Genomic DNA, 16,088 nt, shown 5'->3' on the forward strand with positions numbered 1-16,088 from the left:
TCTGGTGTGGTTTTACGTTTATTTTTCATCAATAGATACTGTGTCGGTATGGTCTGCTTTTTCAGGGAACATAACACTTGCCACTATACCAATAGCCAAGGTGATTAACACAATCACAAGGCTAGTTGTTGCGTCAATGCTATACCCATGGTCAAATAAATGATTGCTGGCGTTAAGTGCTAACTTGCCGGCAATAAAGAACAATAGAGCCACAACGGCTTTTTCTAAATGCACTAAATATTGCTTTAGTGCTTCTAATACAAAGTACAAGGTACGCAGGCCCAAGATGGCAAACATCATGGCCGAAAATACGATTAACGGCTCACGACTCACGGCGATAACCGCAGGCACAGAGTCAAACGCAAACATCACGTCAGACAGTTCGATCACCGCCAGGCACAATAGCAGTGGCGTGGCATAATACTTGGCCTTGCCGGTGCGGCCCACTTGCACATCTTCATTACCCGGTTGCGCCAATTCATGGTCAACGTCTTTCTGGGTCATTAAAAACTTATGACCGTGTAATTTTGGCCACACTGGGAACAGCTTTTTAACGGAGCGAAAAGCCATGTGTTGCGAGTAATCTTCAATACTGTCTTCATCGCCGCCGCTTTTGAGCATCATGACTGCGGTCCACGCCACTATGGCGGCAAAGGCCATTTCGACCCAAGGGCCGAGCATCAACAAGCTGGTACCAATAGCAACGAAGATCAAACGGAACACGATTGCGCCCATGATCCCCCAGTACAATACCCGGTGCCGATAGCCGTCGGGCACGGAGAACCAGGAGAAAATGGCCATCATGACGAACAGGTTATCTACCGACAGTACTTTTTCCAGGGCGTATCCGGTGACAAACAGACTGGCTACTTCGGCACCATGGTGCCAATGCAGATAGCCGGCAAAGGCCAGTGAAATAAGCACCCAGAATACCGACCACAAGGCGGCACTTTTTAGTGGAATCGGCTTATCGTCACCGTGAGCGTACATGTCAATGGCAATGGCCCCCACGGACAATACCAAAAACACAATGATGGTCTCGATAGGAAAACCAATCGATGCTTCCATATAAAATTATCCTTTACAGATCATAGTCAGTGGGGGAGAGATTAAGTGCCGTACAAATGTCTTTGGCGCTGGCTTTTTCGGCTGCATCAAAGTCACCGTCACTCTTGCCGATGGCAATCGCGACTCTCAACATCAGTTGGGCAGCATCGCTTTCATCACGCATGCGCGTGATCAACTTCATTGCTTCACCTTTGCCAATGTCCTGGTCAAACTCAAAGTTGCTGGCCAGTTTATTGAACACTTCGATGATTTGCTCGGTATCAAACACGTTCAACTCTGGTGAATTTTTGATGAAGCCAATCATCTTTTGCTTTTCTTCTGCGCTGACGCCACCACTGGCCATGGCCACGTAGGCACAGGCTGCGACTGTGCCTTCCATAAACTTGCGGTTTTTGTACTTGCTGACCCGAGTCGCCAATTCGCTGCGCCCAGTATTCAGTGATTCTTTGATCTTGTTAAAAAATGACATTGTTATTCCTGTCTGTGTTGATGATTCATGTATAAAACATGAATACGTAAAAGCCATTACTTACTACCACGGCCCCAGCTAAAACCCCAGCCAAAAGCATTATCCAGCTCTTTATGACCAGAAAAATACCGATTAATTCGTTCTACTTCAATGGAGCCGTTGATGTTGCTGAGTCGGGCGATGGCACACATACCCTGACGGTTGTTGCCTTCGGTTAAACAGGTTTCAATGGGCCCCTGGCCTGGAATATGGATGGTGACCACGCCATCGGTATTTTCCCAGCTGGGTGTACCTTGATAGATAAAGGCAAAAATCAGAACTTCTTCAAGCTCTTGCCAGTGTTGGCCACTAATGTGTAACCATTCACCACCCGCCACTTCACCGGTACGATCATCCCCTTGCAACTCTACGTAGGGTGATAGGTTCATGGCACCAAAGCGTTCGCCGAGCGCCTGAATAACATCACGATTACCATTACGGGTTTTTACAAAGGCGCCCAAGTCCAGGTCTATGCCGCTGGTGCGGCCAAAAAGACCGGTTTTCTTCTTGCCCTGATTCCAGTCCAGGTTGACCTTAATAAGACCAAAGTTGTCTTTTTTGGCCAAGTTCACCCGGGGCGATTCTTTGGTTAAAGATACTTTACTCAGCCGTACCGGCGGGGCGGCAGGCGTGGGAGCCGGTGCGGGTGCGGGAGCGGGAGCGGGGGCTGACTTGTCGATATCAACGCCAAAGTGTTCGGCAAGCGGCTGCAGTCCGCCGTTAAAGCCCTGACTGATGAAGCGGAATTTCCACTCCTGATTACGGCGATACAGCTCACCGAGGATCAAGGCGGCTTCGGGGCGGCCTTGCAGTTCGACCTGTCCGCGAACCACGGGTTGACCATTTACCTCCACCTGAATTTCAAGGGTACGCAAGCTGGTGATTTGCGCGTTTTGTTCAGCCGTGGCGGTAAAAGCAATGCGCTGCACTTCGGAGCGCATGCGGGAAAGATCCACAGTAAAAGCGGAGTTGGAGCCATCGGATATCATCTGTATGGTGCTGTCGTCGTTCTGCTTCTGGCCATAAAACACCATGTCGGCATCACCACGTACCTTGCCCGAGTCATACAGCCGAAAGCTGGCAATATCAGCAGCTATCCCAGAGATAACGCGCACCGTGACATTAGTACCTGAAATAGGGGCATTACCCCCAGGAGTTAACTCAACCATTAAGCACCGACCTCTTGGCTGATCATCGGGAGCATATCATCTACGGTACGCCCAGGAGCGGGCTGACCGTGGGCGGTGAAGTTCCACTCTCCGCCTTGGCGGCGCAATGACGCAATAAGAATGCCGGTATGGGAGCCTTGCTCGGATAACAAAAATTTGGTCAGTTCGGTACCCTTATTGTCGAGTACACGGCAAAACGCATTTTCCACTTCATTAAAGGTTTGGCCACGGAAGCTGTTTACCGTAAACGCCAGGTACTCTACGCTATTAGGCAGCGCAGGCAGGTCAACATAAATGACCTCATCATCGCCATCACCGGCGCCGGTTAAATTATCACCACCATGTACCACGGCACCACAGCGAGATTTCAGCTGGCTAAACCAGATGGTGTCTACGGGGTGAGCTTGAGCATCAAGCAGCACACAAGAGGCATCCAGATCGATGCTGTCACCACCACCACCCGAGAATAAAGAAGACAACAAGCCTTTCTTCTTTTTCACCGGATCCCAGCCCAGGCCAATGGTAATACGAGTCAGCCCATTGCTGGCCGATTTGGTCAGAGACACGGTTTGCTTTTTCGTTAAAGATACGCTCATTTCATCCCTTTTTATATGACATGCCGTTAACGCCGAACTTCGTTTTTGCTTAATAATCGAGCAATAAGTAAGCGGCGATGTTGAGTATTAAGCTGATAAACTAGCAGCAGGGTACCAAGTAAAATACGGACAACAATAACATTGATCTGGTTGTTTTGGGTGATGATTTTTTTAACTACAAAGTCAGATTGGGTCCCCCAGAGCGTCGTGTAAGGGGGGGACAGGGCTACCCTATACTATGGCGTTACTAAAACGCATTTAAAATCAAGTGGATATGCCTTGGTTTAGTGGATGTGTCAATCGTTATTCTCTGCTGGTAAGAGCGTTAGCTTACCGGTTGCACCGTTTAGATGACACCGTAAATAAAGATGGCACGGCTATCCATTTTTCAGTGACCTCTCTATCAGGTAGAATTGGCTGCGCAGCACGCCGGTATGGCCGGTTACAGTATGACTCATCCATACATCGAGAGGAGTACATTGACTGGCCGCTCACAGCCTGAATGTTTGCCATGTTTGATATTGATGATGCAGCTCAAGGCACTAGCCGCACCAAGACAATGCGGTAACAGTTTAACAATAAGGAGCTTACTGACGACGCCAATGCGTTGCAGTGGCTGTGAGCCTTTGGGGTCAGAAGAGTCCTCTTTGTTAAACTGCAACCACTACCACCGATGGACGATAGAAATTGACACACGCTATTTGGTTTATGACGGGATTGTCGTCACAACGAGACATGATCCGTGCAATAAAAACAGCAGTCCCCGAGATCACTATTGTTGCTTCTCATCAACAACCGCGATACGAAATATTGGCTGAAGCGGATTACGCCTATCTTGAGCCTGCTTTATCGTTAAAACAGACTCACGCCAATACTGCCGATATCGAACCCATGCTGGTATTTATGGCCGAGGTGGTAAAAAAACATCAAGTAGCGGCCATTCATGTGGGGCGCAACAGCGGCTGGTTTGAAGGCCACAGAACAACCATTGAGGCGTGGGGCGTCACCCTGATCACCGGAGCTCGGGGGCTGACCGGCTTTGCTATTGCCGACAATAAACTGGCCTTTGCCAATCACATGCAGGCGCTGGGGCTGCCGGTGGTTCCTACTCTGGGTGCTGCGACCTTGGCAGAGTTGGAGCAAATATTTCAACGCCAGCCGTTTGGCGAAACCGACTTTTGTATTAAACCGGCGCACGGCATCTATGGCATGGGTTTTTGGCACCTGGATACCCGCGCCCGGTTGGTGGATGCCGATACCAAACGCATGCACCCTGATATTTATCTGGCGGCGGCACGTCTGGACAGCAACCGTGGCCATGAGTTTTGCCCGCAAGTGGTGATGCCATTTTTGCCCGGAATCGAGCGTTCGGTCGATATTGTTATCGACCAGGGTAAGGTGATTACGGCCGTGGGGCGGTGTAAACAAGATGCCATTCAGTATTTTGAACGCTCTGGCGCTGCGTTTGAATTGGCACTGGCATGTGCCGAGCAACTGGGGTTGGATGGCTTGATCAATGTGCAAACCCGTGACGATGCCAGCGGCAAGCCGCTACTGCTGGAGGCCAATTTGCGGCCATCGGGGGGCATCTGCTTTTCTTTATCTTCTCGGGTCAATCTGCCCGCGCTGTTTGCGCAGTACGTCACCGGGCTGCGGTCGGCCACCGACATTCAGGCGCAGGTGGCGGCTTGTTTTACCCCCGCTTACGTGAGAAGCACCAGCACAGTGTTGCCATTACCTTTGTCATTGCCCAGCCTTAATGCCTTGCCATTACCTGGTACCACACGGCTGCCGTTAGCGGCCACACTCGATCTGGAAACCATCTAATGAAGCACTATCAACTGACCACAGGCCGCTTGTCTGTGACTCCGCAGCCCGCTCGCTGGACCTGCGCCGATTTGTTTAATATTGCCGAACGACGTAATCCCAAACGCGCCTTTTTGTTTGTCAGCAAGGTACTGGGGCGCCATATGCCGGTTAGCCCGGGCACCATGCGTGCTGTGTATCGGGATTTGGCCGAGCAAATTCCTGATGATTTACCCGGGCCTGTTTTGTTTGTGGGCATGGCTGAAACTGCCGTAGGCCTGGCAGCAGGCGTGCACCAGGAATACCGCACCCGCCGTACCGACACCTGTCTGCTCACGTCTACGCGTCATCCGGTAGAGGGCGACTTATGGTGTGAGTTTAAAGAAGAGCACAGCCATGCCACGGATCATCTGATCTATTGGCCTGCCGACGCGGCTTTGCGCCAACAGGTGGCACAGGCCGCCTCTTTGGTGTTGGTGGATGATGAAGCCACCACCGGCAATACCTTCGTCAACTTGCTGACGGCATTGCGCCAGGCTGGGCAAGACGGATTGCCGAACCTGCAACAAGTGTGTGCGGTTACCTTAACCGACTGGAGCGGCGACGCACTGGCCAGCAGAACCGAATTGCCGGTACAGAGCATTAACTTGCTGGCCGGCCAGTGGTCGTGGCAAGCCGATGCCGATGCTACCTTGCCGACCATGCCGATGGTGAATGTTACCGAGCGTGGCGCGGCCAAGTTGAGCGAGCGCCAGGACTGGGGCCGATTGGGGGTGGCCGACAGCCCCGTTATGCTGGGGCGAGATATAACGGCGACCCAGGGCGAGCGCATTTTGGTACTGGGATCGGGGGAATTTGTGTGGCAGCCTTTTTTGCTGGCCGAGCGCCTAGCCCAGGCAGGGGCGACGGTGCATTACAGCTCGACTACCCGCTCACCGATTTCGGTTGGCCATGCCATTGAAACGGCATTGTCGTTTACCGATAACTACGGGCTGGGCATTCCCAACTACACCTACAATATTTTTCCCGAGCGTTATGATCGCATCATACTGTGTTCCGAAACACCCCGTTCAGCCTGGGATCCCCAACTGTTAACGGCGTTGCATCATCCGGAGTTTGCCTACTATGAATAAACCGCTGTTTTTGGTCGACCTGGACGACACCTTGTTTCAGACCCAACGCAAAATGACGCAAGAATTGGGGCAGGAGCCGGTGCGCGTTGGCGCGCTGGACCGCTCGCTCACCCCCCGTAGCTTTATGAATCAAAAGCAGGCCATGCTGGTGGACTGGTTACTGGAAAGCAGTGAGCTGATCCCAGTGACGGCCAGAGGCACGGAAGAAATAGCCCGGGTTGAAATACCGTTTCGCTCATGGCAGATAACCACCCACGGGGCGGTGATCCTGCAACCCGACGGCCAAGCGGATGCTGGCTGGAAAAAACACATTCTGGATGCGCTTGCCCCCTACACCGCACACTTGTTGGAACTGGAGCGGGTGTGTAATGCGGTGCTTAGCGAGCAGCAGGTAGATGGCTGGGTGCGCATTAACCACGAGTACGACGATCAGCCGGTGTATCTGGTGATGAAGCATCGCAACAGCAATCACATCGATGAGACCTATGCGGTGGCCGATGAAGTGGCCAAACGCATCGACCTTAGCGGTTACTATGTGCACCGAAACGGCAACAATATTGCCTGGTTACCGCACTGTATCGAAAAAGGCAAAGCCACCGAATACCTGTTAAAAACCTTACAGGAAACGGCTGGCACTCGCCCGGTCATTGGCCTGGGAGACAGCTTGAGTGATCACCGCTTTTTAACCCTGTGTGATTTTTGGGGCATGCCCAGCACCAGCCAGTTTGCCACTCACGTACACCAGTCTTTTCATCAGCAGGAAGATTAATATGCCCACCACTGCTATTACTCCGTTTTCCGGATCATACCAGCCAGAAGACGTGCAGTTTTTACTGCAACCTCTTGAAATGGCCTATACGCCAGTTGCAGAAAAAGAGCAGCTTATCCAGTCCGGCCAAAGTCATTATTCAGACATGCTCTCGCAAGAGCCAGCTCCGTCAGACACACACCTCGCCTTATTTAATCAGTCGCTGGACGAGCAGGGCGCGCGCCTGGCACAAGAAAGCGTGGCGCTGGCCAAAGCGCTGCAACAGCAGTTTGCAGGCGAGCCGGCCACGCCCATAGTACTGGTGAGTCTGGTGCGGGCGGGCGTGCCGCTGGGGGTGATCCTGCAGCAAACCTTACGCGAAATGGGCGTGGCTTCCGTCCACTATGGCATTAGCATCATTCGTGACCGAGGCATAGATGAAGCGGCGCTGGCCTACATAGAAGCGAAGCACGGCACCAAGGGCATAGTGTTTGTTGATGGCTGGACCGGTAAAGGGGCGATCACCGATGAACTGGCGAAAAATCTGGTGGGGCGGCCGGGTTATCCCGAACAACCCCGGCTGGTGGTGTTGGCCGATCCCGGTGGCTGTGCCTGGCTTAGTGCCTCGCCTGAGGATTGGCTGATCCCGTTCGGTATTTTAGGCGCACCCGTCTCGGGATTGGTATCGCGTTCTATCTGGACCTCTGAGGGCGTGCATGGTTGTGTGCGCTGCGATCACTTGGCCGCGGATGATCGCAGTCAGTTTCTGGTTGATGTGATTGGCGAATACAGACGGCACCTTAACCTGGAGAGCATACTGCCTGCGGTACTCACCGAGCATCAGGGGCTGGCGAATCCACGGCGTGCCAGCCGCGCCGTTATTCAGCACATAGCCAAACAGTACCAGGTAGACAGCATGAATCGCATCAAGCCGGGCATTGCCGAAGCCACCCGAGCCGTGTTGCGACGGGTGCCTGATCATGTGTTGGTGCGCTCCCTTAGTGATCCTGATGTTGCGCTGCTGGTGCATCTGGCACAGGCCTCGGGTGTGGTGATTAGCGAAGTTGGCGATGAAATTGGCCCTTACCGCGCACTGACCATCATTAAAAAGGTGCGCTAACCATGACCTTGTCACCTTATCGACTGGGGGCGTCTCTTTATATGCCCGCCGTGCGCACCGACATTGTGGATGTGGTGCTAAAAAATAAAATACCGGGCTTAAGCTCGCTGATCATCTGTTTTGAAGATGCGCTCGCCGAACAAGACATAGCGGCAGGGCTTAACAACCTGCGCTCGGTACTCACCATCTTGCGCCAGCATAGCCATGCTAACTGCGAGCACCACCATAGCAATCGAGAGCATGACCGGCCTTTGGTCTTTATTCGGCCGCGTCATCAAGCCATGGCCCGGCAATTGGTCAACGAGTTCGATCTCGGTACCGTTAACGGCTTTGTACTGCCAAAGTTCACCCAGGCAACCCTGGATGAATGGACCGAGATCCTGGAGCCGACCCACCTGTTGTGGATGCCCACCCTGGAAACCGCCGAGGTATTTGATGCACTGGCGATGCGCGAATTGGCGAATGAGCTGGATACACACCCTTGCCGAGCGCAAATTATAGCGATTCGAGTGGGCGGTAACGATCTGCTGAATGTGCTGTCTTTGCGCCGTCAGCGACATAAGACCCTGTATGATGGCCCGCTCGGTTATGTGATGAAAATGCTGGTAAGTACCTTTGGCTCACGCCAGTTCGCACTCACCGCGCCTGTGTGTGAATTAATTGAACGTAACGACATTCTGGCCGAAGAGCTTAAAGCGGATATTGAACATGGCTTTGTTGGCAAAACCGCCATTCATCCCCACCAGATTGACACTATCAATCAAGCATTGGCAGTAGACGCGATAGAATATGAAGATGCCTTGCGCATCGTCAATTCGGGCACGGCGGTATTCAAACACAACGGCGCCATGTGCGAGCCTGCTACACATACTCGCTGGGCAGAAAACATACTGACGCGCGCGCAGTATTACGGTTATCAAAAAAGATGGCTGACCAGCATTCCCGGCTGAATATAGAGCCTGACGCTAGGTTAGTCAGCGCTTAAGCGCCAAGCTGCGGCCACCAAGTGGGCAGCAGCCGTTGAATATCGGGTTTATTAAACCTGTCATCCATCAGCTCAATGACGCCAGTGTCGTCAGGGGTGCGGATCAAGCGACCCGCCGCTTGGATCACCTTGCGCAAGCCCGGATATAAATAGGTATAGGCATAACTTTGATCGGAGCCAAAGCGCGCGGCTAAGCGCAGGGCTAATTGTTGGTGATAATCATCAAAAGGGGGCAAGCCGAGCGTGGCAATAAACACCCCCACCAAATCTTCACCGGGCAGGTCTATGCCCTCCGAAAAAGCCCCGCCTAATACGGCAAAACCTACTAAGCCGCGTCCGTTGCGAAAGCGTTCAATAAAGGCCAGCCGTTCGGCTTCGCTTATGCCGGGCGTTTGCGCTATGCAGGGGAGTTGCGGATGCTGGTTTTGAAAATAATCCTGCAACTGATTGAGATACGCAAAGCTGCTTAAATACACCAAGTAATTACCTGATCTCACCTGATACTGCTCGGCAATGCGTTGACTAATGGCGGGTAAGGATCGGGCGCGATCGTTAAAGCGGGTGCTCACCTTAAGTACGTTCAATTGCAGTTGCTGAGCCGAGAAAGGGCTGGCAATGGTTTGGCCACAGGTAGAGTCTGGTAAGCCCAGTAAGTCGTGGTAATAACGGGCAGGGCTTAAGGTGGCAGAAAACAATATCGCCGCCTCGGCGTGGGCAAAGCGGGGCGCTAAAAAGTCTGCAGGAATTAAGTTTTGTAGCGCAAGACTGGCTGATTGCCGCGGCTTACTGCTAGCAGTCAAGGTGCGCACTTCCAACGTACATAAAGAATGCTCACCAAATTGTTCGGCCAGCTTTAAAAAAGCCAAGCTATCGAACAGCACTGTTTGTAGCTCGGGCGTTGGCGAAAATTCGCTAAAGTTTTCGGTAATATCGCCAATCAACCGCTGCAAGGCACCGTTCAGCTCGGTGGGCACGACGCTAAGCTGATATCTATCGGTAACACTGCTGGCGCTTGAAGACGCGATCACTGAATCCGCGGTCACTGAACCCGTAGTTTGGTGAGCCGCGATTAAGCGCTTCCAGGCTCGCTGCAACGCGGTAAACGATTTCTTTAAGTTTGTGGGGGCGAGGCGGGCTGCCGCACTAAACTGTGCCTGATTAAGCGCGGCTGAATACATACCCCGCGCCCGATCAATTAAGTTATGAGCTTCATCTATTAAGGGCACAGAGCGCCATTCATTTTGCTGACTTAAGGCAAATAACAGCGCTTGTTGATCAAAATAATGGTTCACGTCACCCACCACTACATCTGACCAGCGGGCCATTTCTTGCGCCAAATAATAGGGGCACAGCTGATGCTCAGCCGCTATTTCATTAATGCTGGTTTGATCCAACCAATAACGATTAGCCGCCGCTTGGCGCGCCGCCGGTAGTCGGTCAAAAAAGCCATTGGCCAGTGGGCAAGACTCGCCATGGCAAGCTAAGTCTTTATGCAAGCAGGCTTTATCGCGGGCGGTTAGCTCTAAGATGCGCACCGGTAAAATCCCATCATCTGGCCCTTTGAGCTTACTTAAGCTGTCGAGCATCAATTGCCGACCGGTAGTGCGCGCGCTCAGCATAAATAATCGGTCCAGCCCGCGTCTGGGCATGGCCATTAGAGCGGGATAGGCCACGCCTAAGGTTTTGCCAATGCCGGTGGGTGCTTCTAGCTGCAAACTTTGGGCGCGGCTAATGGCTTTATAAACGGTTTCGCTTAACGTGCGCTGATGAGTGCGAAAGTCCGCAAACGGAAACGCCAAGCTTATTAAGGCCTGATCGCGCTTTACTCTGTGGGCTTGCTCTTGCTGATGCCAGTCTTGATAGCGCTGGCATAAAGCATGCAAAAAATCTTCCAGTGCCTCTGCCGTCCAGCTTTCTTCCAGTGGCGTTTCTAAATCTTTGCCAATGTCGTAATACAACAAGCGCAGGCGCACTTTGGCTAAGTTGTCGCGACGACACAAGAGCGCGCCATAGACTTTTAATTGTGCCCAGTGCAGCTGGCGCTGACCGTGGCCTAAGCGCGCTAGGTCACTTCTGTGGGTTTTAATTTCTTCCAACAAAGGCAGCGCTGTTAGTGCTTGAGCAGCAGGCGCTTCATAGCCGTCAGCTCGGCCGCGTAGGGTAATGCCTAGGCAATCGCCGGTTAATTGATATTCCGCTTGGTAATGTGGCCCGCGTCGGCCTTGTACTTTTTTATGGCCAGCCATGCCCTCGGTAGAAGAAGGCGAGGGCGTATAACTGTGCTCAAGGCTGCCAAGGCGCGCCGCAAACTCGCACAAGGAGCGCACTGCAATGACTGTCTGCTCTTGCTTCAACTCTTGTGTCAGCTCTTGTTTCAACTATCACTCCAGCTCACTTGAATCACGCTCACGGGCAAGCCTTGGGCGAGCATAGTTTGGATCCATAAACGCTGATGATCTTGCAGGCGATCGCCGGGACCTTTTACTTCTATTAAGCGATAGCTTTGGTTGGCTAAGTCCAGCTCTAATAGGTCTGGCATGCCTTTACGATGATGGCGCAAGTCCAGTAATAAATAGTTAAACACTGAGGTTAAATGCGCAGCTGGGATCACTTTGAGTGCCATCTCTATAAGCTCAGAACTTAAGCTGGGCCAATGCATAAAAGCGCAGCTGATGCCGTGCTTTTGCTGATAGCGCGCTTTAATCACCTCTTTATATTCACCGGATTTAAGCCGTGCAAATCCCTCGGCCAGCCATAGAGCGCGACTGTCGATAAAGCCCGGACGATACAAATCCGCAGGGCCCGCTTGAAAGGGATTAAAAAAGGCGCCGCGAATGGGCGCAAATAACGCCGGCCAAAACAACAGCGCGAATAAGCCGTTAAACAAACGATTTTCTACATGAAACAGCTGAATGCTTTCGGTGCTTAAATGATTGATCACCGCTGCTTCTACTCGCCCTTGGCTTGGCTTTGCTAATATTTCACTGTCACTGGGCACATTTAACCTAACAGGCGCCGTATAAGGTATGCCCGCCTTTTTAGCGCTGCGTTGGCGAATGCGCTCCACGGTAACCAGCGCTTCAGGCTGAGTAATATTAATGAGCGCCTGCGTGGTATGAGCAAATACCTCGGCTGGCGGTAACTGCTTTTCTAATAGCCGCAGGGTGCGCACTTGCGCTGCTCGGTGCTCACTTTGCTGATACAAATCCAGCGCCAAGCTTAAGTCTTGCTGGCGCTCTGCTTCACGGCCAAATTGATACAGCACCTTGTGGCGACGATATTCAATCCATTCACAAGCCACGGGTGCAGGTAATAAAGGCCGAATATCGGCAATCGGCTCACCATTAAACACGCGGTTTTGCAGCTGCTGTAGCGCTAAATACAAGTCAACTTCGGCGCGTGCTTGAAAGGGCTTTGAGTCGCGACTCAATGGCATCGTTTCAAACTGCTGCAGGCCCAGTTCGGTTAATACAAACTCCGACCAATCTTGATGCAGGTTGCCAAAAAACATCAGTCGTAAACGTTCAAATAAAGCCGCACAGCTTAATTGGATTACCGTAAAAGGGGCATCAGGCCACCAAGCAGCCAGCGGTTTAAGCTCATCCGCTGATGCTTGCTCCAGTAAGGCGCTGACTAAATCAACCTTTCGACTATTGGCGGCAAAGGTAACGTCGCTTATTCGTAGCCGCGCCAGCGCCACGCATTCTTCGCGTTTGGCTAAATGACACAACTCGCTTAATAGCAGCTCAGGATCAAGCGATATCAAATCAAGTGAGCTCAATAGCGTAAGCGTCTGCGCTAAATCAGGCACTTCCGTATAACTCAGCTTGTCAGTGCGAAACAGCGTGCCTTTACGCATCACCAAACGCACCAGTAAAGCTTGAGCTGGCGTATTGAGCTGGAGTAGCTGTTGCAGTTGCTGGGTTTCGGCTGGGGTGAGTAAATCGCTATATTGACTGAGACACAGCTTAATCACCTGCTGCGCGTTGCGCAGGTAATACAGCGGATCCGCCAACGAAGTGGCAGTAACAAGGGGCATATTCATGGTCGTATTCTACGGCATTACATGTGTAAAATTACAGTGCTATAGCTGATTGTTTTTTGATCGGATTCGTGTGGGCTAGGCCCAAGCTAGGCTCAAGTCTTTCAAGACAGAGCGAGAGCTCACTGCCGATGCGTTAGCGCTTTAGATGTTGGGTGACCACGTATTCGCTGTAATAAAGCGGTAGCACAATATGTTGTTGCTCAGTCGCCGGTGAGCCTTGGGTGCCGGTCAGTTTAATGGTTTTGATGGGCTGACATTTCTCAATATAAGAGGCTAATGATTTTGCCTTGGTTCTTTTGCCGCTCTTAACCTCAATAGGAATAATGTTGCCTGCGTCATCTGTGGTAATGAATTCAATTTCGGCTCTGGCATCGTTCCAAGAGTAAGTGGGTTCTAGCCCAAAGGCGGCAAACTCTTGCTGCACAAAATTCTCTGCTACATAGCCTTTATACTCATATCCTTGCTGCTTTATCTCTTTGTAGCTGACGCCCAGCATGTGGTTAAGTAAGCCTACATCAAACAGAAATAGCTTTACCGCATTGTCTTTTTTGTAGGCCGCCAAAGGACTGCGTGGCATGCCATCAATAGGATAATTTTTTAGTACTAAGCGGCATTTTTCCAACCAGGTAATGGCACTTTCTAATTCGCTGTAACGGGATTTACGCTCATGGACGCCTTTAAACTTAAAGCGTTTCACAGACTCATCCATTACCGCAAACAACTGCGACGGCACATTCATAAAGACTGACTCAATCAAGGCTGCGTCCACCTTGCCGGCGTACTTACCAAAGTCCCGCTGGTAGCCAGAAACTAAGTCTGCGTGAATGCTGGACACGGCTTGTATACGCTCCAGAATGCTGGCGTCGGCCAAAGCAAACCACGCATTTATCGCTTCCGGCATGCCGCCGGTAAAGTAGTAATCGGTGAGTTTATCGAACAGTTTGGTATGTGCGGCGGCTGAGTTGGCTTGTTTTTCAAAGGCATTAATTAGCGCCGTCTCTCCGGAGGCCAGTAAAAATTCATGAAATGAGAGTGGCACAAGATTATGTTGCTCTACTTTACCAACCGGAAACGAGTTCAGTAAGCCAATGTTCGAACCACTGGCCACCACATACATATGGGGCGCTTGTTCGGCAAAATACTTAAGTGCGGTAACGGCTCTTTCGCATTCGCCAATTTCGTCTAAGATCAGCAGATCTTGAGTGGGATCAAAGGCCTCATTCGTTAGCAGCTCTATGTTGGATAACACGTCCGCTGGAGTGAGTGAACCCGCAAAGGCGGCGGCCATGTCTGGCGACTCAAGAAAGTCGATGCGTAGGACGCGTTGGAAATGGCGACCAAACAAGGTTTGTAGCAAGTAAGTCTTGCCCGTCTGGCGAGCGCCATCAATGAGCAAGGGTTTGCGTGATACTTTGTCTTTCCAAACCAGTAATTTGTCTAATAATAACCGCTGCATAATCTTTTCTCTGGGCTTAAACATCAACTCATTACACTTTAACGCGCCAATAAATGCAATAAACTACACTTTTACGCGCGAATAAATGTAATTCCGATGCTGGTAGTGCTCATTCAGTAACAAAAAAAGCGCTCACTTTTTCATGAGTGAGCGCTTTTTTGAAGGATACAAAGCGAGTCAGTCCGCAGACTTTGGTTTTTTCTGCGGCTTAAGATCTGTGTCTAACGGCTGAACTTTTTTCTCTTCATCTCGCTGCTGTTTTTGTTCGGGCTCTTGCTCAGGCGGTGCGTCTGGCTTGGCTGACTTAGGCAGTAACGCTAAAAAATTATCGTGGGCGATAGCGCTGGCCACATTGGTGGGCAATGCCTGCAATATCGGTTCGAAGCCTTGCATAGTCTTGCCTAAGTTGCCAAAGCGACCCACAACATCACTGCCGAGTACGAAGCGAGTGGGGTATTGTGTTAGCAATGCCAACCACTTCGGCCGTGGCTTGCCTTTTTCATCGAGCAAGTAGGGCTCTAGCAACGTCCAAGATAAATCTATGGTTAAGTTGTCATAGTCGGCCAACAGGCGCTTGAGTAAGGGTCGTAAAAAGTCTAATTCATCTTGATGACGATGCAGCTCTTTACTGGTACCCGCATGGGCCCAAATAAACTTAACATCAGGATTTTTACTGACCGCCTCTTCCAGCTCTTCTAAATACAGCGGGTTACGCTCACGCTTTGAGGTGACGTTGCTGTGAATAAGCACCGGCAAGTTGAACTCAGCTGCCACCTTATAGATTTTCATCATGGCTTCGCTATTGGCGCGCGGCGTATCGCCGTGCAGCAGCGCGGTGACGTCGTCGTGACGAGTAAACACTTCGCCAATGCCTTGCCAAAAGCCAGGGTTAAGCTCAAGCGCACGGCGCAAATGAGCGGCAGAATTTTTATCGGTGGCGTTAATGCCGGATAAAAAAGGAATAAAACGCTGCTGATCCTCAGGCGCCAGCGCTTGAATGGCATGCAATAACTCAAAATCAGTGGCGCTATACCAATACATGGCGGCGTCGTCACCCGCATAGTAACGAGGCTTTTGCGGTTCATCTTCTTGCCAAATTTTCGCCACCGGAATGCCCATAATGGCGGCACGGCGAATATCACCGTCGTCCATGGCGCTCAGCAATGCAGGCATGCCCTCAGACTCTTGAAAAAAATCGACGTAGTGCAGATGACCATCCACGTAGGCGCGGGCCTGAGCGAGCGGGCTGCTGAGTAATAAGGAGAGGCTCAGCGATGCATAAAGAGTAGTCCGTAACAAAATATTGCCTTTTTTAAGAATGACTTACTGATAAGAGCTCAGTAATACGTAAGAGTTCGCTTAACGCAGAGCGCTTGCTTGCGAGTTAGTCAGTAACTGACCTTAAAAGTATAAAAAGTCAGCATATTAGCCGACTTGAACGCGGCTTTCATCTT

General features: G+C 51.4%; 13 protein-coding genes. 5 read left to right on the top strand and 8 right to left on the bottom strand.

Annotated features, from left to right (window positions below):
- Nucleotides 1-18 precede the first annotated feature (18 nt).
- Genes R0134_RS03875 through R0134_RS03890 form a run of 4 tightly spaced genes read right to left on the bottom strand, consistent with a single transcriptional unit; the run spans nucleotide 19 to nucleotide 3,341 of the window.
- On the bottom strand, nucleotides 19-1,068 hold the full coding sequence (locus R0134_RS03875; protein ID WP_319783551.1) for a TerC/Alx family metal homeostasis membrane protein: 1,050 nt from the start codon (nucleotides 1,066-1,068) through the stop codon (nucleotides 19-21).
- A 13-nt stretch (nucleotides 1,069-1,081) separates the two neighbouring features.
- Nucleotides 1,082-1,537: a tellurite resistance TerB family protein gene (locus R0134_RS03880; RefSeq protein ID WP_319783552.1), complete on the bottom strand. Its 456-nt coding sequence runs from the start codon at nucleotides 1,535-1,537 to the stop codon at nucleotides 1,082-1,084.
- Nucleotides 1,538-1,593: 56 nt separating this feature from the next.
- Nucleotides 1,594-2,745 carry a TerD family protein gene (locus R0134_RS03885; protein WP_319783553.1) on the bottom strand — a complete coding sequence of 384 codons (1,152 nt, stop codon included), beginning with the start codon at nucleotides 2,743-2,745 and terminating at the stop codon, nucleotides 1,594-1,596.
- On the bottom strand, nucleotides 2,745-3,341 hold the full coding sequence (locus tag R0134_RS03890; protein WP_319783554.1) for a TerD family protein: 597 nt from the start codon (nucleotides 3,339-3,341) through the stop codon (nucleotides 2,745-2,747). The genes R0134_RS03885 and R0134_RS03890 overlap by 1 nt, the downstream gene beginning before the upstream one ends.
- Nucleotides 3,342-4,028: 687 nt before the next feature.
- Here R0134_RS03890 and R0134_RS03895 point away from each other — a divergent pair.
- From R0134_RS03895 to R0134_RS03915, 5 genes are read left to right on the top strand one after another with little or no spacing between them, the layout of a single operon-like run.
- A complete protein-coding gene (locus R0134_RS03895; protein ID WP_319783555.1) occupies nucleotides 4,029-5,168 on the top strand; it encodes an ATP-grasp domain-containing protein in 1,140 nt (379 codons plus the stop codon).
- Nucleotides 5,168-6,280, top strand: coding sequence for a phosphoribosyltransferase domain-containing protein (locus tag R0134_RS03900; protein WP_319783556.1), 1,113 nt, complete (start codon nucleotides 5,168-5,170; stop codon nucleotides 6,278-6,280). The genes R0134_RS03895 and R0134_RS03900 overlap by 1 nt, the downstream gene beginning before the upstream one ends.
- Nucleotides 6,273-7,049: a hypothetical protein gene (locus tag R0134_RS03905; protein WP_319783557.1), complete on the top strand. Its 777-nt coding sequence runs from the start codon at nucleotides 6,273-6,275 to the stop codon at nucleotides 7,047-7,049. Before R0134_RS03900 ends, R0134_RS03905 begins: the two co-directional genes overlap by 8 nt.
- 1 nt (nucleotide 7,050) lies before the next feature.
- A complete protein-coding gene (locus tag R0134_RS03910) occupies nucleotides 7,051-8,148 on the top strand; it encodes a cysteine protease StiP family protein (protein WP_319783558.1) in 1,098 nt (365 codons plus the stop codon).
- Between the two features lie 2 nt (nucleotides 8,149-8,150).
- A complete protein-coding gene (locus tag R0134_RS03915) occupies nucleotides 8,151-9,098 on the top strand; it encodes an HpcH/HpaI aldolase/citrate lyase family protein (protein ID WP_319783559.1) in 948 nt (315 codons plus the stop codon).
- Between the two features lie 31 nt (nucleotides 9,099-9,129).
- Here the strand turns inward: R0134_RS03915 and R0134_RS03920 are convergent, their stop codons facing one another.
- From R0134_RS03920 to R0134_RS03935, 4 genes are all read right to left on the bottom strand, one after another.
- Complete coding sequence (locus tag R0134_RS03920; protein WP_319783560.1) at nucleotides 9,130-11,511, bottom strand: ATP-dependent DNA helicase; 2,382 nt, start codon at nucleotides 11,509-11,511, stop codon at nucleotides 9,130-9,132.
- Nucleotides 11,508-13,178: a VRR-NUC domain-containing protein gene (locus R0134_RS03925; RefSeq protein ID WP_319783561.1), complete on the bottom strand. Its 1,671-nt coding sequence runs from the start codon at nucleotides 13,176-13,178 to the stop codon at nucleotides 11,508-11,510. The genes R0134_RS03920 and R0134_RS03925 overlap by 4 nt, the downstream gene beginning before the upstream one ends.
- A gap of 133 nt (nucleotides 13,179-13,311) precedes the next feature.
- Nucleotides 13,312-14,634: an ATP-binding protein gene (locus tag R0134_RS03930; RefSeq protein WP_319783562.1), complete on the bottom strand. Its 1,323-nt coding sequence runs from the start codon at nucleotides 14,632-14,634 to the stop codon at nucleotides 13,312-13,314.
- Between the two features lie 177 nt (nucleotides 14,635-14,811).
- Complete coding sequence (locus tag R0134_RS03935; protein WP_319783563.1) at nucleotides 14,812-15,933, bottom strand: amidohydrolase family protein; 1,122 nt, start codon at nucleotides 15,931-15,933, stop codon at nucleotides 14,812-14,814.
- Between the last annotated feature and the right edge of the window lie 155 nt (nucleotides 15,934-16,088).

Origin of the sequence: Oceanisphaera sp. IT1-181, assembly GCF_033807535.1 — a bacterium.
Classification (GTDB): Bacteria; Pseudomonadota; Gammaproteobacteria; order Enterobacterales; family Aeromonadaceae; genus Oceanimonas.